The following is a 21,251-nucleotide window of genomic DNA, read 5'->3' on the forward strand; positions in this document are numbered from 1 at the left end:
TTGCTCACATTATACCAAAAATATGGTCGCTTTAAAACTCTCTTTCGTACGTTTGAACGGCTAAAATCACACAGCCCGTAATGCCCGCATCATCTTCTAAAAGCGGCGGAACGATATACTCATCAAGCGCTGGTAGTTGCACGTATTGATTCATGAGGCCTTTGAGCTTTTGACGTACAAGTGGGAACAATTGGCGCTGTTTCATGACGCCGCCACCTAAAATAATTCGCTCAGGCGAAAGAATTAAACTGTAATTCATAACAGCCTGCGCCAAATAATGCGCTTCTAGGTTCCAGACTTCTTCGTTCTCAGCAAGCAAGACGCTTTTTTGCCCCCAACGTTTTTCAATAGCACCACCTGCCGCGAGCCCTTCCAAACAGTCATCGTGTGAGGGACAATTTCCTGTGAAACGGTCGTGTTTATGGCGTTTTACCATGATATGCCCCATTTCCGGGTGCGAAAATCCTTCTAAAATTTCGCCGCGAACGACTGCTCCCCCGCCGATTCCAGTGCCGATTGTCACATAAATACAACTGCTTAATCCTTTCGCCGCGCCAAGTGTCACTTCACCAAGTGCCGCCGCGTTTACGTCGGTTGTAAAGCCCATCGGTACACTAAACTCCGCTTTAAGCGCCCCAATAATATTGTAGTTTCGCCAAGCAAGTTTTGGCGTATGCGTGATGTAACCGTACGTTGCGCTGTCTTTCCGAATGTCAATAGGACCAAACGAGCCGACACCAATTGCTTTTAAATCGCTTTCATATTGTTTGAAAAATTGAATCACTTGTTGCATCGTTTCTGCGGGTTCCGTTGTTTTGTAAGTTTCTCGTTTAATAATTCGACCTTTTTCATCGCCAACCGCAACAACAAATTTTGTACCACCTGCTTCAATCGCTCCAAAAACCATCATTCATTTCCTCCTATGTAAAACGTTTTCAAATACATCTTACCTCATTTTTCCAAAAACACAAGATTATTTTTAGAAAATTAGCGTTTTAGATTCTTTATACCTAAAAAGTCAGATAATTTAATTTAAAAATTTACCGCCGAAAAACCGTTTTTACGAGCCGATCATATTGGGCAAAAAAAGCTGGTGCTTCATCTTTTGAAATTCCGTTATACATCACTTCCGCAACACTCATATAATACCATTTTTGCTCGCTGTAACCACGTTTAAAATACGTCCACACCTGATTTCCTTCAGAGCTAAGGGCATATTTAATTGAGGTTAGATTATCTAATTTATCGGCAACAATTAAGGATTTCACCTCTAGGTCGCCTGTTTCGACGACATGAATGGTATGACTTTTCCGATTTTCCCAAGAAAGCGATTTATCCTCCGTATGAGCCGCAACAAGTCTAGCTACCTTTCCCCCGAATTCTCGTTCAATATCCGCTATCGTAAGCGCCGTGTCTTCGGCTGCATCATGAAGAAGCCCAGCAACGACAACGTATTCAGGCAGCTGAGCCTGACGCAAAATGCGCGCAACGTTTAGTGGGTGCGAAAAGTACTTTTCACCAGTAATTTTACGTTTTTGTCCTTCATGAGCTTCTCTAGCCATTTTTACAGCTTTTTCATACATCTGTCATCATCCTCATTCTGTACTAAATAAGACGCGAGCGATTGCTGCGTCTTACCCTTTTATTTATGAAACGTAATTTTGCGTCCGTTTAATTCTTGAATCGGGCGGTTCGTGCCACCGATTACTTTTTCCAGTGCCTTATGCGCCACGTGCCCAAATACACGTCTGTTTTTAAGCACAATCCACGTAATCCCTTCCACAGTTGGCGGCGTAGTTAGCGACCCTTCATAAGAGAAAAAGGCTTTTTCTTCTGGTAAAAAATCGTCAACATTTAGTGTCAGCTCACGCTCGACGCCAAATTCCTTGAAAACTTCTGGAAAAGCACGTCTGACGTTCGTTAAATCGATGGAAATGTTCGTGCCAACTTCCATAAAAGCCCCAATAACCAATTTCTCACCGCGCGCATTTTCATGAACGAAGTGCCACTCAATTGGGTAGCTTTCTCCGTCTAAATGGTGCTCACTTGGCATGTGCGCATGGAAAGCTTGGAGCGTATATTTATCATCACGGAATGTCACATATTGATTATCTTCGTGCGGAAAAAGATGCACGGAATTTTCAACACGTTTCATTGTGAAATTTGTATTTGTATAGTGAAAATCAATTGGATTTCCTTCTACGCTTTGAACTTCTTCTGTCTGAATATTAATTGGCGATTGCTTTTCCCCAGTTTGCGCTATTTCAAAATCGGAACAAATATGTCCCCAATTTGCAGGTCCTTTTTCGCCTTTGTACGACCAATTTATCTCATAAGCAGGCATAAATATCCCCCATTTCTAAAGAACTTACAAGTATTGTAGCAAAAAAGTTTACTAATTTACAATTCGCATGCTCTAACTTTTCACAAAAAAGACATACACTTGAGTAAAAAGCAGTCATTTTAAAGGTATTTTACCGCATATCTTTCATGCAACTTAAAATACAAAAAAACGCAGGGCCAAATAATTTGACCGCTGCGTTTCTTATTTTTCTATTTCAATAATGGCGTCTTTAACCGCTTTTTTTATAACAAAATAGCCAGATCTGTAATTTCTCTCTTCTCTGTGTAGTTTACAGGTTTTTACTTCCGGTACATCTTAAACTCCAAAAATAGTTCATTATAATGCGAAAGCATGCGCTTGCCGAGGTTGTCGTAAACTTCTAAATTATCAAGTTCATTCATATTTGGGTAAAAGCGCTTATCTTGTGAGATTTCTTTCGGTAAAAGTTTAATGGCTGCCTCGTTTGGCGTCGCATAGCCGACATATTCCGCGTTAATTGCGGCGTTTTCCGGTTTTAACATGAAGTTGATGAATTTATGTGCGCCGTCTACATTTTTAGCAGTCTTTGGAATAACCATGTTATCAAACCACAAATTGGATCCTTCTTTTGGAATGACGTAATCTAAATCCTCATTCTCACTCAGCATTTCGGAAGCTTCGCCTGAAAATGTAACAGCCACGCCAGCCTCATTATCGGCCATCAAAAGCTTGATTTCATCTCCAACAATCGCCTTCACATTTGGCGTCATTTTTTTCAACTTCTGAAGGGCTTCTTGTAGATGTTCCTCGTTTGTGTCGTTTAGCGAGTAGCCGAGGCTATTTAAGCCGAGCCCCATGACTTCACGCGCACCGTCAATGAGTAGAATCTGGTTTTTTAGTTCTGGGTCCCAGAGCGAATCCCAATTATCAAAGTTTTTATCCGGAAACATTTTTTTGTTGTAAATTATGCCGAGTGTGCCCCAAAAATATGGCATGGAATACTCGTTATTTTCATCAAATGAAAGGTTCATAAACCGCTGATCTAAATATTTTTCGTTTGGCAGTTTAGTGTGGTCAAGCGGAATAAGCAAGTTCTCCTGCTTCATTTTATTGATGGCATAATCACTTGGCACCGCGATATCAAACGTTGTGCCGCCTTGTTCGATTTTTGTCATCATCGCTTCATTCGAATCGAAAGTTTGATAAATGACCTTCAAGCCAGTTTCTTTTTCAAATTTTTTGATTAAAGTAGGGTCAATATAGTCACCCCAGTTATAAATCGTAAGCGTATTCCCGCCTGCATACCCTTCGGAGCGATTCATCATTGTTGCTAAAATCATCATACCAAAAGCTAGAATGAGAACTGGAATGAAAATTTTTAGTAAAGCCTTCATTCTTTTGTCGCCCCCGATCGAATTCCTTTATTGCCATTTCTACGGTTAATGAAGTAATAACCGATGACGAGCAAAATGGTGAAGAGGAAGATTAGAGTGGAAAGCGCGTTAATTGATAAGGAAATCCCTTGGCGCGCGCGCGAATAAATTTCAACGGACAGCGTTGAGAAGCCGTTTCCTGTGACAAAAAAGGTGACGGCGAAATCATCGAGTGAATACGTGAGGGCCATAAAAAAGCCGGCAAGTACGCCTGGTGCAATGTATGGCAAAATCACTTTCGACAAGACGTTCCACTGACTGGCGCCTAAATCGCGAGCGGCATCGATGAGCGTTGGACTCATTTCTTGTAGTTTCGGCAAGACCATCAAAACGACGATAGGAATACTGAAAGCGATGTGTGAAACTAAAACGGAAATGAAGCCTAGTCGAATACCTAAAATCGTGAAGAAAATTAGAAAACTTGCGCCAATTATAACGTCAGGGCTTACGATAAGGACATTATTTAAACTTAAAAGTGAGTTCTTACCAAATGGCCGTGGCATAAATTTAATCGCCAGTGCGCCGCAAACGCCGATAGCCGTTGCAATGACCGATGAAAGTAACGCGATAACGAATGTGTTTAAGACGATAATTAGGAGTCTTGTATCGCTGAAAACTTCTTTGTAGTAGCCGAGCGTGAAGCCTTTAAAACCATGCATTGTGCCACCAGAATTAAACGAGTAAAACATTAAATAGAAAATCGGTGCATAAAGCAAAATAAAGACGATGATGAGATAAATGTTACCATAATTTCGCTTCTTCATTTACGGGCACCTCGCTTCCGTTTTGAGCCTGTTAAGAACATAATTAAAATCATTGCGATGATTAAAAAGACGCCGATTGTTGAGCCCATACCCCAGTCTTGTGTGACGAGAAAATGTTCTTCAATCGCGGTTCCGAGTGTGATGACGCGGTTCCCTGCGATGAGTCGGGTAATCATGAAAAGGGATAGTGCTGGTATGAATACGGCTTGGCAACCTGATTTTACCCCGTCAGCTGTCAGTGGCAAAATGACGCGCCGAAATGTTGTAAAGCTAGATGCTCCTAAATCCTTAGATGCTTGAATGAGAGATGGGTTGAGTTCTTCTAGCGCATTAAAAATCGGCAAAATCATGAATGGGATAAAAATATAGGTTGATACGAATAGGAAACTGAAATCGGTAAACAAAATTTGTTTTTGCCCGATGCCAATGAGTTCCAAAAATTGGTTGGCTGCGCCGTATGTGCCGAAAATCCCAATAAACGCGTAAGCTTTCAAGAGTAAATTAATCCATGTTGGCAAAATAATTAAAAGTAGCCACAGCTGTTTATGTTTGAGTTTTGTGAGTAAATAGGCTGTCGGATACGAAATCAAAAGTGTAAAAACTGTAATCAAAAACGCGTACCAGAAAGAACTTAGCGTCATTTTCATATAAACGGGTGTAAAAAAATGGACGTAATTGCCGAACGTAAAGTTGCCGTCCACATCGAAAAATGAGTAGTAAACGATGAGGAGAATTGGCGCGATGACGAACAGCACAATCCAGAGGACGTAAGGGACGAGATACATGTTTCTTGCGCGTCTGGTCATTACTCTACCTCGTCGTAGCTCTCTAGGCGTTTGTCGAATTCTGCTTCGGTTTCACCTAGTCGCATGACGTGAATGGCTTCGGCATCAAAGGTTAAACCGATTTCATCGCCAATTTTTGCTTTTTTAGTTGTATGCACGAGCCATTCGTTGCCGTCTACATCGATACAACCCATTTCATAGTGCACACCTCTAAATAAAAGCCAGTCTACCTTGACGCGAAGCTGTCCTTTATCGGCGGCGGTAATTTCCAAGTCTTCTGGACGAATGACGATTTCCACGGTTTCGTTTGGGTTAAAACCTTGGTCGACACATTCAAAATGACGGCCGACAAATTCGACTTCGAAGTCTTGAATCATTTTTCCAGGGACGATGTTCGATTCGCCAATAAAATCCGCCACGAAGCGATTAATTGGCTCGTCATAAATATCAATCGGCGTCCCGCTTTGCTGGATCTCCCCTTTATTCAAAACAAAGATTTCGTCACTCATGGCAAGCGCCTCTTCCTGATCATGCGTAACAAAAATGAACGTAATGCCTAGACGGCGTTGCAGGTCGCGAAGCTCGTATTGCATTTCCGTCCGCAGCTTTAAGTCGAGCGCGGAAAGTGGCTCGTCGAGAAGAATAACTTCTGGCTCGTTGACAATAGCTCGGGCGATGGCAACACGTTGACGCTGGCCGCCACTCATTTCACTGATTTCGCGTTTTTCGTAGCCGGAGAGATTGACGAAACGAAGCGCTTCTTTTACTTTCTCGTCGATTACCTTTTTCGCTAATTTTTTAATTCTTAGCCCGAAAGCGACATTTTCATATACGTTTAAATGCGGGAAAAGCGCATAATCTTGAAAAACGGTATTAACTGGGCGCTTATTTGCTGGAATCGCATTAATTTTCTTTTCGTTTAAATAAATATCGCCGTCTGTTGCCTCTAAAAAGCCAGCAATGAGACGTAAAATCGTTGTTTTCCCGCAACCTGATGGCCCGAGCAGCGTGTAAAATTTACCTTTTTCTATTTCAAAGCTGACATTGTCCAAAACTGGCGCATCGTCATCAAATTGTTTCGTTACATTTTCAAAGCGAATAATTGTATCTTGCACACGTCTTTCCTCCCTTACAAATACGAATCTGTTGCAACTAGAATGAGCGTTGCAGCTTCTTCTCCGTCATTCATTATTTGGTGTTCATCTGCTGCATGAAAATAAATCGTTTCATTTTGTTTTGCTTCATACGTTTTATCGCCTAGGAGAACTGTCACAGTCCCTTTCAACACATAAGCAAACGTTTCTGAAAGCGACGGTTCAAATTGCTTAAAGCAGCTTCTGGCGCTAATTTCGAGCAAAACAGGTTCCATCTCCTTTTCATTCGATTCCGGCACAAGCCACTCAATTCGGTAGCCTTTCTCCGTATCCTCATAAAAAGTCCGTTCCTCTTCACCATAAATCACCTTTTGCTGCCGCTCTTCTTCGTCAAAAAAATCTTTTGGTGATTGTCCTAAAACTTCCAAAATAGCGAAAAGCGTTTCGATGGAAGGTGAACTAAGATCACGTTCTAATTGCGAAATATACCCTTTCGTAAGATCCGTTCGCTCGCCTAGTTCTTCTTGCGTTAAATTTTTACTCAGTCGTAAATTTTTAATTCGATTTCCAATTTCCATCCGCGCATCTCCCTTTCGTGAAGTTTAGTTATTCTAAACTCTAAAGCACACTTGTTTAGTAAAATTAAACTTTAGGTTTAGTAACAGCAAGACTCATTATACAACAAAGCATTTTGAACTTCAATAGCTTTTTCAAATAAAAAAATCCCCGCCGAAAGTTAATCAAAAACTAACTCCCGAAAGGGATTTCACCATTAATATTGTCTAACACTCGCCGCCTTATAATTAGCCATAAACGCTTCAATTTCGGCAAAATCGTCGCTAAATAAAATGTTGGCGAGGTCTTCCGCCGTCAAAAAGCCATCTTCTACCATTTTGTTATAAAACATTTGCACGAAATCATAGTAGCCTCCGACGTTAAAAAAGATACACGGATTTTGATGCTCCCCAACTCGACCCCAAGAGACGACTTCTGAAATTTCTTCAAGCGTGCCCGGTCCGCCTGGAAGTGCTATATAAGCGTTCGCAAGTTGCATCATCTTCCTTTTCCGCTCATGCATATCCTTTGTAATGACAAGTTCCGTCAATTTGTCGTGGGCAATTTCACGGTCCACTAAAAATTGGGGCATCACACCATACACTTTTCCTCCAGCATTTAAAACTGTATTTGAGACAATGCCCATCAAGCCAACTTTGCCACCGCCATATACAAGACTATGCCCCGAACTGGCTAGCCACTCACCTAATTGTACGGCGCTTTCGGCATAAACCGCGTTTTCACCAACGCTAGCCCCGCAATAAACTGCAATATTCAACGTTATCTCTCCTTACGCCATTTCTTCTTCCACTGTATAGATTTCAAGCATATTTAGATTTTGCCTCAAATCACGCGCCAAATCACGTGAAATACTACCGTTTTCAAACATACTTTGAATGTTGTCGCGCTCCATTTGAATACCAAGCAATTCGATTTCGCGAACCTTTTGATTTGATTTCGGTCGTTCACTTGGACGCACACGATTCTCGCTAAGACGATCAAGGAACATTTTGTGTTCCGTAATAAGCGGACCAATTAAATCCGTATTGTCGTCCGTAATTTGTGATTTCAAAAGACGAATCGTTAACTTTTCGTTCTCCTCACGTAAAAGTTGCATTTCAGCAAAAGCCTCTTTTTGTTTTTCCTTCGTATTTCCAAGTTTTTGCTGCATCTTCTTAAATTTCTTCGGATGTAACACGAGCCGTAGCGCGCGTTTCGCAAACATCAAAAAAGTTTTAGTCCGCGCAAGGAATTTTTGTTTTAAAGCCGATTCCATCATACCAAGATAGCTTTCGTAGCGGTAAACTGTGCTCGCACTAACTTGTCCCTCATCGCGCATTTTTTTCATGTTCTCGCGTTCCCAGCCAATAATTTCAAGCCGCTTCGCTCTCTCTTCATCCGACATTTTATGATGGGCCTCACCTTGCTGAAGATCATGAATTCGACCGCGATATTCCTGCATAACAAGTTCAGTCACAGCCTTATTTTCCGGCGTAATCTGGGCGTGCAACCCGCGAATCACATTTCGCAAAATCTTAATTTGCACCGCACGGCTAAGCCGCAAATCCCCAACGTCCGCTTCGCCCCCACGCGCCAAAATCGGCAAAATAAACGTCGCAATCAGAAGCGAACAAAGAATTACACCCGAAGCGATAAAAATAAGTAAATCTCTTTGCGGGAAACGCTCGCCATTGTCTAAGAAAAAGGGAATCGATAAGGCGGTAGCAAGCGTCACAGCTCCCCGAACCCCAGAAAGGCTTGTCAATAAAGCCGTCCGTAACGCAGGTCGCTGCTTCGTTTTCCTCGCTTTCCGCGAGTGGTCAAATTGCCAAAAACCAAATACCCAAACAAAGCGTAATAAAATGAGCGCCGCCGTAATGAGTAAGATGTAAACCGTCACTTGCACATTACTAATACCCGAATCGCGCCAAACCACTTCCGCGATAGAAGGCAATTGCGTCCCTAAAATTAAAAAGACAAGTCCATTCAAAACAAATACAATTACCGACCACGTACTTTTTGAAACAACATTTAATTTCACTTGTTGCGGATCCATTTTCTTTCCTTCAACAGCGTGAACAACACCCGCAGCCACAACTGCTAAAATGCCCGAAACATGTAATTCTTCTGCGGCTAAATAAATTAAAAACGGGGTTAAAATTTGGATTAGCATATGAAACGTTACATCTTCCATGCCTAGTCCGCGCACCCATTTTAAAAATTGGAATTTCAGAAAACTAAGGATTAGCCCAACTAAAACGCCGCCAATCGAAATGACAAGAAAACTCCATGAAGCACTCAACAAACTAAATGTCCCCGTCACCATAGCTGCAATCGCAAATTGGAACGAAACAAGACCCGAAGCATCATTAATTAATGATTCTCCCTCTAATAAATTCATAATTCGTTTCGGCAAATGAATGCGCCCTGAAAGTGATCCAACTGCAACCGCGTCAGTCGGCGCAAGAGATGCCGCCAGTGCAAAAGCCGCAGCTAGTGGAATAGTTGGAATCATCCAGTTCACAAAGTAGCCGATAATAAGTACAGTAGCAAAAACTAAACCTAGAGCCAGTACCAAAATTGGTGTCCGAAGTCGCCAAAGCGCTTTCTTATCCGTTCTTTTTCCATCATTAAAAAGAAGTGGTGCAATAAACATGACTAAAAACAATTCTGGATTAAGTTTTAGTTCTGCGCCAATCGGTAAGAGAGCGATTAATATACCGAGTCCAATTTGAATAAGTGGAACCGAAACAAATGGTATAAACCGGTTTAGTAAATTGGATATAAAAATAGCGACTAATAGTAGTAATACAAATAGAAATATCTCCAAATTACTTCTCCTCCTCTAGACACATTATGCATGAAAACACAAAAACGCGCAAACAATTAACCGAGTTAATCATTCACGCGTTAAACTAATTATTTTCTTCTTGTTCTAGTTTATATTTTTCAATTTCATCATTCAAATTCTTCATTTTATCATCAAGTTCCGTCACAATTTTCGCCGCCGCACGAAGCTCGTTTACTAAACGCTCCGGCGCCTCTTGTTTGTACTTATAATAAATCTTATGTTCTAAACTCGCCCAAAAATCCATCGCAACGGTGCGAATTTGAATCTCAACGACAATTTTTTCTACACGGTTTGTTAAGAAAATCGGTACCTCACATAATAAATGTAAACTTCTATAGCCATTCGGCTTCGGATGCGTAACGTAATCTTTTTCGCGTAAAATCTTCAAATCATTTTGGTTTTCAAGCATCTCTTTAATTTTAAAAATATCTGATACAAAAGAGCAACTCACACGTATCCCTGAAATATCGTGTACATGTTTGCGAGCGTTTTCTGGCGTAATGTCCACTTGTTTCTTTTCGAGTTTTGCCCCAATACTTTCAAACGATTTCACACGCGATTTAATATGCTCCATCGGATTATAATCATGCAAAAACTGAAACTCTTCATTTAAAATTTTAAGCTTTGTATTGACTTCCTCAAGCGCAAAACGGTGCATTAACATGAGGTCCCGCCACTCTTTTAGTTCGTTTACTGAAGGTTGTTGTTCCACCACTTAATCTCCTCTCAAACTTCTCACCCTCTATGTTACTACATTTTCTCGGGAAGTAGTGCCAAAATGTAAAAAAACTTATATATTTCTCATGAGATTTTTACTTTAAATCCCCTAAAAGCTTAAAAACACATTCTTTTATCTCTAAGTCTAAATTTCGATTTTGTTCGCTTGTAATCAAATAAAACGGTCGATTCAAATCCGTTTTTTCTTGCGTCACCTGTTCAGAGTGCGTGACGAATTTTGATTGCAGCGTGCGACCAAGTCCAAGCTCAATCGCCTGGTGAATCATCGCGTTATGGTTAATTACCATTTTTTCTTCAGGTTGGATATTTTCCTCTAGTAAATACTGGTCTGTATACGCCCGAATACCAGACCCTTTTTCTCTGAAAATCCACGTCTTATTTTCCGGGCTGCCAAAAACGACCATTTCATCCCACATGAAAATTTCCCGCTCCACGCCTGGCACAATTTCCGGCGACTCCACGAGACCAATATCGGCGTCTAGCATGTGCACCGAATGAAACACGTGACTCGAATTTTCGATAAAAAAGTTGAAATCGACGTGCGGAAATTGATCTGTGAGCGGCTTTAAAATTTGCGGTAAGAGAAAATCACCAATCGTTTGCGAAGCGGCAATTTTGAACTTTTTGCGCTCGCCGCCATCAAGACGCGCAAGTTCGCTTAGTATCCCGCTCCAGTTGTTTTTCATTTGCGTGGCTTTTTCATATAAGAAATCAGCCGCTTTTGTCGGCGTAATGCGATTATTACCACTTCGCAAAAACAGCTTTATTCCCAAATCCTGTTCTAATTTTTCAATATGCACGGAAATCGTTGGCTGCGAAATATAAAGTTTTTTCGCTGCTTTCGTGAAATTTTGCTCCTCATAAACAGTCGTAAACGTTTCTAAAAGTTGAAACATCACTTCTCCTCCTGATTAAAAAAAGAATTTGCTTGCCAAAAATGAAAAGCCGAACAGCACAGCTGAACTAATGCTTGCCGCTAGAAAAACATTGCCCCCACGTGCCCGAATGACCTTGAAATTCACACTCATGCCTAGCGCGGCCATCGCCATGCCAAGAAAAATATAAGCAGCGCTCACAAGCCCGTTTAATAGTGCATCGCCAAGTGGTAAAAACGTTCCCGCTACGCTCGCGAGCAAAAAGCCAACCATAAACCACGGGATTGGGAGTTTGCGCTTCCCTTCTGCCCGGCTTTCCTTACGCCCGAACCACATGCCAACAAAAATCGCGACTGGTGCTAGCAAAATGACGCGTGACAACTTCGTAATTAAAGCCGCATCAAGTGCCGCAGACCCGCTTGAACTCCCCGCTGCCACCGCATGAGCAATCTCATGTAAAGACGCCCCGTTCATCACACCAAATTGCGTCGGCGACAAACCAAGCCACGGCTTCAAACCAATTTCAATGAGCGTAAACACTGTGCCTAAAATACAAACGACCGCGACCGCAAGCACCGAATCATCTTTATTCGCCTTCACTTCCGGCGACACGCCCATCACAGCCGCCGCTCCGCAAATCCCGCAGCCACTTGCCGTTAAAATGGCGAGCTTCTCATCCACTTTAAACAACCGACACAAATAGTAGGTTAAAAAAATCATTCCAGTAACCACAACGAGTGCCAGTAAAATCGTCTTCACGCCTGATTCAGCAAGCACTTTTAAGTTGAGCCGAAACCCCAACAAAATAATTCCCAGCCGCAAAAATTTATTGGAGATAAACGCCATCCCAATTTCGCTCTTCTGAATGACCGGCCGACTCACTTGAAAAAGCATTCCAAACAAAAGCGCAATTACAAGCGCCCCCACCAAACTAAATCCTGGCAAAAGCGCCAAATATTTCCCCGCAAGCGAACAGATAAGCGTCACTGCCGCCGCAATCCAAAAACTTTGTTTCGCAAAAATCATTTTTATCCTCCTCGTTCAATATCTTACTTTAAGTATAAAAGATTTTTACGATTAAATAAAATAGTAATAATAAATGATTTTAATTAAGTATTTTAATAACAAAAAAAGAGCAATCATTTTAGATTGCTCTTAACTTTACACGCACAATCAATCGTTATCAATTGTCCTCTTTATTTCCTTCTGCACTTTCCGCAGCGCTTTTTTGGAGCCACGTTCGAAATCGCGTGCTTCTTTGCGTTCAGCGAAAGATGTAAAAAGGGAGTCCAGATCGTAGTCGGCCGGGTACAGGTCGCTTGCTTTAGCGAGTCTAGCCAGTCGTTTGGCGCGTACAACAACTTGCTTGCCGCCCGCAAAAACGGTCACGTCATCTTTGTCCTGCGCGTAAACGAGGCCAACTTCTTTTGTTTCTAAAAGCTCAACTCGGTCGCCTTTCGCAAATTCAATTTGTGGTTCGCGCACGTCTTGTTCGACTTTTCGGACCGTGATTTTTTCATACACGTAATCTTTTGATGTCATGTAGCGCGAAGCTTGGCGAATGATTTTGTCATCCAAATTCATTTTTTTGGCAATGAAAAGCGCATTGCTTTCCCCAGATTCGCCAATGATGAGCTGATATTTCGGTTCGAGCGTTTCCTGATTGAACGCCATACGCGCATTCATGAAGTCGGGATGTTCGCTGCCATATTTTTTGATTTCCGCATAATGGGTCGTCGCAATGGTCGTCGCACCTTTTTTGTAGCACGCTTCTAAAATCGCGACCGCGAGTGCCGCTCCTTCATTCGGCTCAGTCCCACTTCCAATTTCATCCAAAAGAAGCAGTGTTTGTTTATTCGTGCGTGACACGATGTCCGCGATGTTGCGCATATGCGAAGAGAACGTGCTGAGCGCATTTTCGATACTTTGGTTGTCGCCAATGTCCACGAAAACGCCGTCGAAAATCGCCATTTCCGCCCCCTCATCTGCCGGAATGTGCAAGCCTGCCATCATCATTAGCGTAAGCAGCCCAATGGTTTTCAGCACAACCGTTTTCCCGCCAGCATTTGGCCCTGTAATGACAAGACTTCGGTAATTCTCCCCAATTTCAAATTGCAGCGGCACATGATCTGTCCCTAAAAGAAACGGATGCCGTGCATTTTTCAGCCGAATAATGCCATTTTCATTGATGCTCGGTGAAATGCCTTCCATTTGTCTAGAGAGCTTCCCTTTAGCAAAAATAAAGTCGAATTCGGCGATAACATCTTTGTTATGCTTAATACCGTCTAGTTTTTCAATGATACTTCCAGTTAACGTCATCAAAATCTGATAAACTTCCGCGCTTTCCCATGCGTAAAGGCCAACAAGTTCGTCATTTAGCTTCCGCACCGCTTCTGGCTCAATAAAAACCGTCGTTCCCTTCCCAGACGATTCGACAATCGCACCCGGAACAAATTTTTGGAAACTCGCTTTAATTGGCACCGTATAGCGATCATTTTTTTTGCTCACAAAAAATTCTTGGATATATTTGCGGTTTTGGCTGTTCTTCATGAATTTTTCAAGCCGTTCAGAAATCTTCTCTTGTGTGTCTAAAATCGCTTTCCGAACTTTCCGTAACGCACGGCTCGCCTCATTCACCACTTCGCCATTTCGAATCGCCGCATAAATTTCATCTTCTACGTCCATGAAACTTTCAATGCTCCCCGAATAACCCATTAAAATCGGCGCAACATGTTCATTTTTCTCCATAAATTGCTTCACACGTCTTGTACTCCGCAAAAAATCAGCTATCAGAGTAAGCTCTTGCGGCATCAGTTCCTGCCCCCGGTCGATTTTCCCGATGAGCTGGTCAATATGGCTAACGCCCGCAAGCGGCAAATTTTGTCCACTATTTAAAATTGTCCGCGCTTCGGAAGTCTCCGCTAATTTATGCGCGATGGATTTTTTCGTTCTATATATATGCCCTTCCTGCGCTTTTTCTTTTGCAACGTTGCTCACGCAGTTTTCACTTAGGCGTGTCATTAATTCGTTAAAGCCTAGTTTTTGATAAGTTTCTGTATTCATTTCTTCCAATCTCCTTTGTTTAAAAGTGGAAGATACCTTGGTGCGTCCTGAATTTTGGTTTTAGGTGTTTAAAACGTTTCGCTTTGCTTGCGTCTTTAAGCGCTGAAGGTGCTAAGAGAATCCTTGGATCAACGCCTCACTTTGTTCGGCCTTGTACTGCACCTCTAGGCACTAAAAGTGCTAAGAGGACTTTGGAGCAACGTTTCGCTTTGCTCAACCTTGTACTGCACCTCTAAGCACTGAAGTGCTAAGAGGTGCAGCAAAAAACTGCAAACACCTTTGCAGTTTCATAAACATATCAAATTATGATAGTCATAATCGTAAATGTTTTGAAAGAGTTAGGTATCTTCATAGGCAAACCAAATAAACTTTCGTTTTTGAAAAATTTAATTGGTTGATTCATTTCCTAATTTAAGATATAACTACACTCACAAAAAGCACCTCGATTATTTGTTTGGACGCTAAACTTTCTTTCTCTAACAGAATACAAGGTAGGGGGTTTTTTGTCAACCTTCGCTCTTTCATTTACTTTCAATAAAGGGTTGATTTATTAGGCTTTTTCCTTTAAGATAGTACAAGTAATTAAATAAAATCCTCATCACTGGTGAGGTAGAGGTTGCAAAGATCACAAGTAGATTTCTTGAAGCGCGCGAAACGCTATTGATAGAAATGGAAAAGGAGATTTGCCGAAGTAAAATGAATTTTTGCGGTTTATTTTGCTGGGACGGTTTGCGAAAGCGGCTGGACTGCTACTAAAATAGTCTTTTTTAGTAGGTGCGCTATCTGACAAGGATGCTTTGTATGTTATCCCCGCCTTATAGCCATAAGACGGGGTTTTTTATATGATTAGAAAGTCCTGATACAGCGCGAAATTTAGACAAAAAAGGAGTTTTATAATTGAAGAAAAAATCAAGTGGGGAGATTAAGCGTTCTCTTCAAACACGACATTTATCGATGATTGCGATTGGGGGATCCATTGGAACTGGGTTGTTTCTTGCAAGTGGAAATGCGATAGCGACAGCGGGACCAGGCGGGGCGCTTGTGGCGTATGCAGCCATTGGATTGATGGTATTTTTCCTGATGACAAGTCTTGGCGAAATGGCTACGTATATGCCCGTATCGGGGTCTTTTAGCACGTACGCCACGCGATTTGTTGATCCCGCTTTTGGCTTTGCGCTCGGCTGGAATTACTGGTTTAACTGGGCAATTACACTCGCCGTCGATATTTCAACGGCCGCACTCATCGTGCAGTTTTGGTTACCAGATACGCCAGCTTGGCTTTGGAGTGCCATTTTCTTAGTGCTTATTTTTGGATTAAATGCCTTATCTGTACGGGCTTACGGGGAATCCGAGTATTGGTTTTCCATTATCAAAGTGGCCACCGTTATTGTCTTCCTTATCGTCGGCGTTTTGACGATTTTTGGGATTCTTGGCGGGGAATTCATCGGGTTTAAAAACTTCACAGTTGGAGAGGCACCATTTAAAGGCGGATTTTTCGCGATACTTGGAACATTCCTCATCGCCGGCTTTTCCTTCCAAGGGACAGAGCTTGTTGGTATTGCAGCTGGGGAAAGTGAAACACCAGAAAAAAGCGTTCCGAAGGCGATTAAACAAGTTTTCTGGCGGATTTTGCTATTTTATATTTTTGCGATTTTCGTGATTGGCCTGATTATCCCTTATACGAGCCCGAATTTGCTTGGCGGTGAGGCAACTGATGTGGCGATTAGTCCGTTTACGCTCGTTTTTGAAAAAGCTGGTTTAGCGTTTGCGGCGTCTGTCATGAATGCCGTTATTTTAACGAGCGTTTTGTCCGCTGGAAACTCTGGCTTGTATGCTTCAACACGTATGCTCTGGTCGATGGCAAAAGACCGCAAAGCGCCACAATTTTTGTCTAAAGTAAACCACCGTGGTATTCCAATGGCTGCCCTTGTAGTAACAACAATTGTTGGGGCACTTACTTTTGTCACTACTTTAAGTGAAAATGGGACGGTCATTTATACATGGCTGCTTAGCGCATCTGGCTTAACTGGCTTCATCGCCTGGGTCGGTATCGCCATTAGTCATTACCGCTTCCGCCGTGCATTTATTAAACAAGGTCATGATTTAAACGAACTGAAATACCGAGCGAAATTCTTCCCATTCGGACCGATACTCGCGCTCATTTTATGTATTTTAGTCATCATCGGTCAAGATTACAATTCCTTTTTAAATCCTGATTTCACAAGCGCCGCCTGGTGGCAAAAAATCGGCATCTCCTATATTGGATTACCCATTTTCTTCATCTTCTGGCTCTCTTACAAATTGACGAAGAAGACCAAAATTATTCCGCTTGAAGAAGCCGAATTTGACCACAAGAAAATGTAAATCACATAAAAAAATCACCCTCCATCTTAGGATAAGGGTGATTTTCATTTTATCTAGCTACACTTATTTTTTTCTCCAAAAGAACAGACTTCCGATAGCTAGTAATCCTAGCCCAATTAATCCAGCTGCAGCAGGTTCACTATCTCCTGTTTTAGGCAAAGCATCTTTTGTGACTTCTTTAACTGTCGGTGTGCTGCTATATGCTTTTGGTTGGCTTTGCTCTATGGAAATGGGATTCGTGTTGCCTAAACCTGCTTTAATCACTTCTGCCGGGTCCTCTGTATCTGTATTGTTCTTATCTTGCTTTGAAGAATCAGTGTCATCATTATGATTAACAGGAAGCTCTGTAATGATAACGATTCGTTGGAAGTTTGTTGTATTTCCATCGCTATCTGTGACTTCATAGGTCACTTCATAAGCATCTGGCTTACTTGTATCAACTTCGTTACTCACTACTTTCATTTGGCTCGTAATATCGCCATCTTCTTTATCTGTCGCCTGTATATCGCTCATTGGGTCAAACGCATCGCCTTCTTGTAGACGAATTATCTTTTCTCCCGTGATTTCAGGTGCTTCTGTTACGATAACTGTACGATCAAATGTTGTCTTGTTTCCATCACTATCAATGACTTCATACGTCACTTCATAGGTTCCTGGATTTCCTTGTTGTACTTCATTATTTACGACTCTGATTTGTTCGGTAACATCGCCATCTTCTTTATCTGTTGCCTGAATATCTTTCATCGGATCGAATGTATCAGTTGGATTTAAACGAATTTCTTTTTCTCCTGTCATTACGGGCGCTTCAGTCACAATAACCGTACGAGTAAAAGTCGTCTTGTTTCCATCACTATCGGTCACCTCGTAGCTTACTTCATACGTCCCTGATGCCGCTTTGTTAATCGTATTGCTTGTCACTTTGATTTGATCTGTCATTTCACCGTCTTCTTTATCTGTTGCTTGAATCGTACTCATTGGATCGAATTCATCATTCGGATTTAAGCGTGTCACTTTTTCTCCTGTAATTTCAGGTGCTTCTGTCACGGTAACTGAACGGTCAAACAAAGCCTTATTACCATCACTATCAGTCACTTCATAACTTACTTTGTACGTTCCGGGAACGCCTTTTTCTACGGAGTTGCTCGTTACTTTGACTTGGTTTGTAAGATTGCCGTCTTCTTTATCTGTCGCTTGAATTGTACTCATTGGATCAAATTCATCAGTAGGATTCAAACGAGTCGTACTTTCTCCTGTAATTTGAGGCGCCTCGGTCACAATGACTGTACGCGTGTAGGTCGTGATATTTCCAGCGCTATCTGCCACCTCATACGTCACTTCATACGTGCCAGGAATACCTTCCTCTACATGATTACTTGTCACTTTTATTTTATCTGTCACATTGCCATCTTCTTTATCTGTTGCTTGAATATCTGCCAATGGATCAAATGTATCATCTGGATTTAAGCGTACTTCATTGTTTCCAGAAAAAACGGGTGCCCCTTCCACAACAACTTGACGAGTAAATGTTGCCTTATTTCCATCACTATCTGTGACTTCATAAGTGACTTCATAAGTTCCAGACACTCCTGTGTTCACTGGATTATCTATTACTTTTACTTGGCTAGTTAAATCGCCATCTTCTTTATCTGTCGCTTGAATTGTTTTCATCGGATCAAACTCAACATTGGGTTGGATAATAGTTTCCTGCTCACCTTGAATGACAGGCACATCATTACTTGTGACTGCTACAGACTGATCGGTTCCGTCTGCCGTATACGTGTCCTCTTCAAAATTCTCATCATGGTACACTACTGTCGTATCAGGTGTAACCGAAGATACTTCCGTCGCACCTTTTAAAGGAACCGTAATGTTTATTGAGGTATTATTTTCAACTTTCCCTGTTGTGAAAGTTAATGTGCGGGTCGCCTCATCATAGCTTTCACCAGTTATGCTTGTGTCTGACGATGATAAGCTTCCTGGTGTATAGGTTAATTCTTCTGGGATTTTGACAGAAAATGTATTACTTGTAGCTGCCATTCCTCCAACATTCGTAGCCTTTATATTATAATTAACATCTTTATTAACTTTCGTACTTGCTTCTGAAAAAGCTCCTTCTACTTGAAGCACAGATTGCGTCGCAAACTGAACATTATCTAGTAAGTTTCCTATAGCTTTATTTCCTCCCGCTGAAGACACTGCTCGGAATTGAAAACGGGTTGTCGTTTGGCCTTCTGGAATTGTGTATGTGCCTTTGTGAAGTCCCCATTCTGTATTTCCGTCTGTCATTTCCGCTTGCTGAGTCATAGTTCCTCCTGGTGCACCAAACTCTACGACTGCCGTATCATCACCCATTCGCCCTTTATGATACACTTGCCAGTGCACTGTAACACCTGGTGTAGTGGGAATATCTTGATACAACGCACTAGCTTCATAGGCATTCAGTTCAGCCCACTGTGTGCCAGATTGTGGTTTCGTATTATCAATATTTCGTTGTAATTCAATTTTCCCATCACTAGCAGTTGTTTGCCATCCAGGTACACTACTTTGATTATATAACTTATAACTTGCTGTAAAATGAGGGTTCTCAAAATCGCCGTTTACCAATGAAATTACAGCAGGTGAAGCTTGAAGGTTTGTCGTAGGGAGATTCGAAACAGCCTTTACTCCAGAACTGATAGGAATCATGATTAAATTAGTTAAAAATATCGTTGAAGAAACAGCTAACATACTTTTCTTTAATTTCTTTTTTTTCGTCATTAGATTTAATTCCTCCATTCAAATACTATACGTTAATCATACAATCAACCACTGCTTTACCCGTGGGGAATTTATACAAATCACTTTTGATTTTTTGACGATTTTGTGACAAACAATCTAGAAAAGTATCAAAATGAGTGTATTTTTATCTTTTTTACGCAAATATAGTACTCATAGTTATCCCAATACTCGTAAATAGTTGCTTCTTCCCTATATAGTTAGTATACTAACTATATAAGGAGGGAGTTCATGCATACACTTAATCATATCGGCTATCTACTTATGAAAACCGCTAAGGAATTGCGCTATGATTTATCAAGTAGTTTAGAGAAATACGGCATTACAAGCGCGCAGTGGGCCGTACTAAAACAGCTTGAATGGGGTTCTGAAAATGAAAAATTACGCTTAAAACAAACAAGTTCTTTCCTTGCTGACGAATTAGGTTTTGATAAACCAACAATGTCAGGTATTGTCTCAAGGCTTGAAAAAAATGGCTGGGTTACAAGGACGGAACATCCAATGGACAGACGCGCAACAATTCTAACGCTCACAAAAAAAGCACACAACAACCTCCCCTTTTTTGAAAAAAAGAGTGAAGAAGTGATGAAACAATTTTTGCGTCCCTATTCGGAGGAAGAAAAATATGCGCTACTCCAATTGCTTGAAAAACAAATAAAACGAGGTGATCATGATGACTGAAATATTAGTTATTGGTGCAAGTGGGAATATTGGTGAAACGGTTGTTAGCACTTTAATGAAGGAAAATATTCACGTTCGCGCAGCTACCTCGAAAGAGAACAATTTGCCTGCACCTACGGATCAAATTACGCACGTCCATTTCGATTTTCTGCGAACAGAAACGTATGAATTCGCTTTAGGAAAAGCGGAAAAAGTTTTTTTCATCAGGCCGCCACAGCTTGCTAAACCGAAGGAAGAAATTTTTCCTTTCCTATCTTTTTTAAAAGAAAAAAAGGTTTCACATGTTGTATTTGTCTCGTTACTCGGGGTTGAAAAAAATCCTGTCACGCCGCATCATAAAATCGAAAAAGAAATGGTGCGTTTAGAGCTACCGTATACGTTTTTGCGTCCAAGCTTCTTCATGCAAAACTTAAACACGACCCACCTAGAAGATATTCAAAAACGGGATGATTTGTTTATTCCGGCTGGAAAAGCGAAAACGAGCTTCATTGATACACGTGATATTGGGGAAGCGGCAGCCATCTGTCTCCTTGACACTGGCAAATATACGGGGAAAGCCTTTGACTTAACTGGCTCTAAAGCGCTAACTTATGAGGAGATAGCTCAAATTTTGACGAAGACGCTAGGCCGGGCTATCACTTATAGCAAACCGAGCTTATTAAAATTCCGTTCTACAATGATTAAACGCGGCGAACCGAAAGAATTTGTTAATGTTATGGTGATGTTGTATTTTATTACGCAATTAGGGAACGCGAAAAAAGTGACGACAGATTTAGAACAATTACTTGGCAGAACACCCACTTCTTTCGAACAGTATGCTCTAGATTATCAAGCGTACTTTCAATAAGCAAAATAAATAAGCATGAATCCCGTCATAATATCATCTTAAAAATGACTATTACTGGATTCATGCTTATTTTTTATCCATTTTTCTTTTTAAAAATAGAGAG

At 41.4% G+C, this 21,251-nt stretch carries 18 protein-coding genes and 1 riboswitch; of the genes, 3 read left to right on the plus strand and 15 right to left on the minus strand.

The features are described 5' to 3' along the window. Nucleotides 1–31 precede the first annotated feature (31 nt). The 14 genes from CFS60_RS03480 to CFS60_RS03545 form a co-directional block, all read right to left on the minus strand. Nucleotides 32–907, minus strand: coding sequence for an ROK family protein (locus tag CFS60_RS03480; RefSeq protein WP_088809451.1), 876 nt, complete (start codon nucleotides 905–907; stop codon nucleotides 32–34). A 133-nt stretch (nucleotides 908–1,040) separates the two neighbouring features. Next, complete coding sequence (locus CFS60_RS03485) at nucleotides 1,041–1,583, minus strand: HD domain-containing protein (RefSeq protein WP_088809227.1); 543 nt, start codon at nucleotides 1,581–1,583, stop codon at nucleotides 1,041–1,043. Nucleotides 1,584–1,642: 59 nt separating this feature from the next. Next, nucleotides 1,643–2,344, minus strand: a complete 702-nt coding sequence (locus CFS60_RS03490; protein ID WP_088809228.1) for a carbonic anhydrase family protein — start codon at nucleotides 2,342–2,344, stop codon at nucleotides 1,643–1,645. A gap of 299 nt (nucleotides 2,345–2,643) precedes the next feature. Next, entirely contained in the window at nucleotides 2,644–3,717 is a 1,074-nt protein-coding gene (locus tag CFS60_RS03495; RefSeq protein WP_088825540.1) for an ABC transporter substrate-binding protein, read from the minus strand. Continuing rightward, nucleotides 3,714–4,520: an ABC transporter permease gene (locus CFS60_RS03500; protein ID WP_088809230.1), complete on the minus strand. Its 807-nt coding sequence runs from the start codon at nucleotides 4,518–4,520 to the stop codon at nucleotides 3,714–3,716. Before CFS60_RS03500 ends, CFS60_RS03495 begins: the two co-directional genes overlap by 4 nt. Beyond that, complete coding sequence (locus CFS60_RS03505) at nucleotides 4,517–5,326, minus strand: ABC transporter permease (protein WP_088809231.1); 810 nt, start codon at nucleotides 5,324–5,326, stop codon at nucleotides 4,517–4,519. The genes CFS60_RS03500 and CFS60_RS03505 overlap by 4 nt, the downstream gene beginning before the upstream one ends. Further along, nucleotides 5,326–6,420 carry an ABC transporter ATP-binding protein gene (locus CFS60_RS03510; RefSeq protein ID WP_088809232.1) on the minus strand — a complete coding sequence of 365 codons (1,095 nt, stop codon included), beginning with the start codon at nucleotides 6,418–6,420 and terminating at the stop codon, nucleotides 5,326–5,328. Before CFS60_RS03510 ends, CFS60_RS03505 begins: the two co-directional genes overlap by 1 nt. 14 nt (nucleotides 6,421–6,434) lie before the next feature. Then, nucleotides 6,435–6,977: a helix-turn-helix domain-containing protein gene (locus CFS60_RS03515; protein WP_088809233.1), complete on the minus strand. Its 543-nt coding sequence runs from the start codon at nucleotides 6,975–6,977 to the stop codon at nucleotides 6,435–6,437. Nucleotides 6,978–7,171: 194 nt separating this feature from the next. Beyond that, entirely contained in the window at nucleotides 7,172–7,732 is a 561-nt protein-coding gene (locus tag CFS60_RS03520; protein WP_088838838.1) for a TIGR00730 family Rossman fold protein, read from the minus strand. Between the two features lie 12 nt (nucleotides 7,733–7,744). After that, the gene (locus tag CFS60_RS03525; protein WP_088809235.1) at nucleotides 7,745–9,784 is read right to left on the minus strand and encodes a Na+/H+ antiporter; all 2,040 of its coding nucleotides are present in this window, start codon (nucleotides 9,782–9,784) and stop codon (nucleotides 7,745–7,747) included. An 85-nt stretch (nucleotides 9,785–9,869) separates the two neighbouring features. Beyond that, nucleotides 9,870–10,469, minus strand: coding sequence for a GTP pyrophosphokinase family protein (locus tag CFS60_RS03530; protein WP_088809452.1), 600 nt, complete (start codon nucleotides 10,467–10,469; stop codon nucleotides 9,870–9,872). A gap of 148 nt (nucleotides 10,470–10,617) precedes the next feature. Beyond that, complete coding sequence (locus CFS60_RS03535; protein ID WP_088809236.1) at nucleotides 10,618–11,439, minus strand: LysR family transcriptional regulator; 822 nt, start codon at nucleotides 11,437–11,439, stop codon at nucleotides 10,618–10,620. Between the two features lie 15 nt (nucleotides 11,440–11,454). Next, on the minus strand, nucleotides 11,455–12,444 hold the full coding sequence (locus tag CFS60_RS03540; RefSeq protein WP_088809237.1) for a YeiH family protein: 990 nt from the start codon (nucleotides 12,442–12,444) through the stop codon (nucleotides 11,455–11,457). Nucleotides 12,445–12,591: 147 nt separating this feature from the next. Further along, nucleotides 12,592–14,481 (minus strand): endonuclease MutS2, encoded by a 1,890-nt coding sequence (locus CFS60_RS03545; protein WP_088838839.1) that lies wholly within the window; start codon nucleotides 14,479–14,481, stop codon nucleotides 12,592–12,594. A 602-nt stretch (nucleotides 14,482–15,083) separates the two neighbouring features. After that, nucleotides 15,084–15,271: riboswitch (Lysine riboswitch) on the plus strand. A 107-nt stretch (nucleotides 15,272–15,378) separates the two neighbouring features. Here CFS60_RS03545 and CFS60_RS03550 point away from each other — a divergent pair. Continuing rightward, nucleotides 15,379–16,845, plus strand: coding sequence for an amino acid permease (locus CFS60_RS03550; protein ID WP_088809239.1), 1,467 nt, complete (start codon nucleotides 15,379–15,381; stop codon nucleotides 16,843–16,845). Nucleotides 16,846–16,908: 63 nt separating this feature from the next. Here the strand turns inward: CFS60_RS03550 and CFS60_RS03555 are convergent, their stop codons facing one another. Continuing rightward, on the minus strand, nucleotides 16,909–19,602 hold the full coding sequence (locus tag CFS60_RS03555; RefSeq protein WP_159457881.1) for an immunoglobulin-like domain-containing protein: 2,694 nt from the start codon (nucleotides 19,600–19,602) through the stop codon (nucleotides 16,909–16,911). A 249-nt stretch (nucleotides 19,603–19,851) separates the two neighbouring features. Between CFS60_RS03555 and CFS60_RS03560 the strand changes: the two genes are divergently transcribed. After that, complete coding sequence (locus CFS60_RS03560; RefSeq protein ID WP_088815376.1) at nucleotides 19,852–20,301, plus strand: MarR family winged helix-turn-helix transcriptional regulator; 450 nt, start codon at nucleotides 19,852–19,854, stop codon at nucleotides 20,299–20,301. Continuing rightward, on the plus strand, nucleotides 20,294–21,148 hold the full coding sequence (locus CFS60_RS03565; protein WP_088815377.1) for an NmrA family NAD(P)-binding protein: 855 nt from the start codon (nucleotides 20,294–20,296) through the stop codon (nucleotides 21,146–21,148). Before CFS60_RS03560 ends, CFS60_RS03565 begins: the two co-directional genes overlap by 8 nt. Nucleotides 21,149–21,251: the final 103 nt, after the last annotated feature.

Origin of the sequence: Listeria sp. ILCC792, from assembly GCF_900186135.1 — a bacterium.
GTDB lineage: Bacteria > Bacillota > Bacilli > Lactobacillales > Listeriaceae > Listeria > Listeria goaensis.

Excerpts from the sequence above, each read along its gene's own strand:
- CFS60_RS03515 (WP_088809233.1), bottom strand. The coding sequence starts at position 6,977 with ATGGAAATTGGAAATCGAATTAAAAATTTACGACTGAGTAAAAATTTA.
- CFS60_RS03540 (WP_088809237.1), bottom strand. The coding sequence starts at position 12,444 with ATGATTTTTGCGAAACAAAGTTTTTGGATTGCGGCGGCAGTGACGCTT.
- CFS60_RS03505 (WP_088809231.1), bottom strand. The coding sequence starts at position 5,326 with ATGACCAGACGCGCAAGAAACATGTATCTCGTCCCTTACGTCCTCTGG.
- CFS60_RS03495 (WP_088825540.1), bottom strand. The coding sequence starts at position 3,717 with ATGAAGGCTTTACTAAAAATTTTCATTCCAGTTCTCATTCTAGCTTTT.
- CFS60_RS03535 (WP_088809236.1), bottom strand. The coding sequence starts at position 11,439 with ATGTTTCAACTTTTAGAAACGTTTACGACTGTTTATGAGGAGCAAAAT.
- CFS60_RS03480 (WP_088809451.1), bottom strand. The coding sequence starts at position 907 with ATGGTTTTTGGAGCGATTGAAGCAGGTGGTACAAAATTTGTTGTTGCG.
- CFS60_RS03490 (WP_088809228.1), bottom strand. The coding sequence starts at position 2,344 with ATGCCTGCTTATGAGATAAATTGGTCGTACAAAGGCGAAAAAGGACCT.
- CFS60_RS03555 (WP_159457881.1), bottom strand. The coding sequence starts at position 19,602 with ATGACGAAAAAAAAGAAATTAAAGAAAAGTATGTTAGCTGTTTCTTCA.
- CFS60_RS03530 (WP_088809452.1), bottom strand. The coding sequence starts at position 10,469 with ATGTTAATGCACCGTTTTGCGCTTGAGGAAGTCAATACAAAGCTTAAA.
- CFS60_RS03485 (WP_088809227.1), bottom strand. The coding sequence starts at position 1,583 with ATGTATGAAAAAGCTGTAAAAATGGCTAGAGAAGCTCATGAAGGACAA.
- CFS60_RS03565 (WP_088815377.1), top strand. The coding sequence starts at position 20,294 with ATGACTGAAATATTAGTTATTGGTGCAAGTGGGAATATTGGTGAAACG.
- CFS60_RS03545 (WP_088838839.1), bottom strand. The coding sequence starts at position 14,481 with ATGAATACAGAAACTTATCAAAAACTAGGCTTTAACGAATTAATGACA.
- CFS60_RS03560 (WP_088815376.1), top strand. The coding sequence starts at position 19,852 with ATGCATACACTTAATCATATCGGCTATCTACTTATGAAAACCGCTAAG.
- CFS60_RS03500 (WP_088809230.1), bottom strand. The coding sequence starts at position 4,520 with ATGAAGAAGCGAAATTATGGTAACATTTATCTCATCATCGTCTTTATT.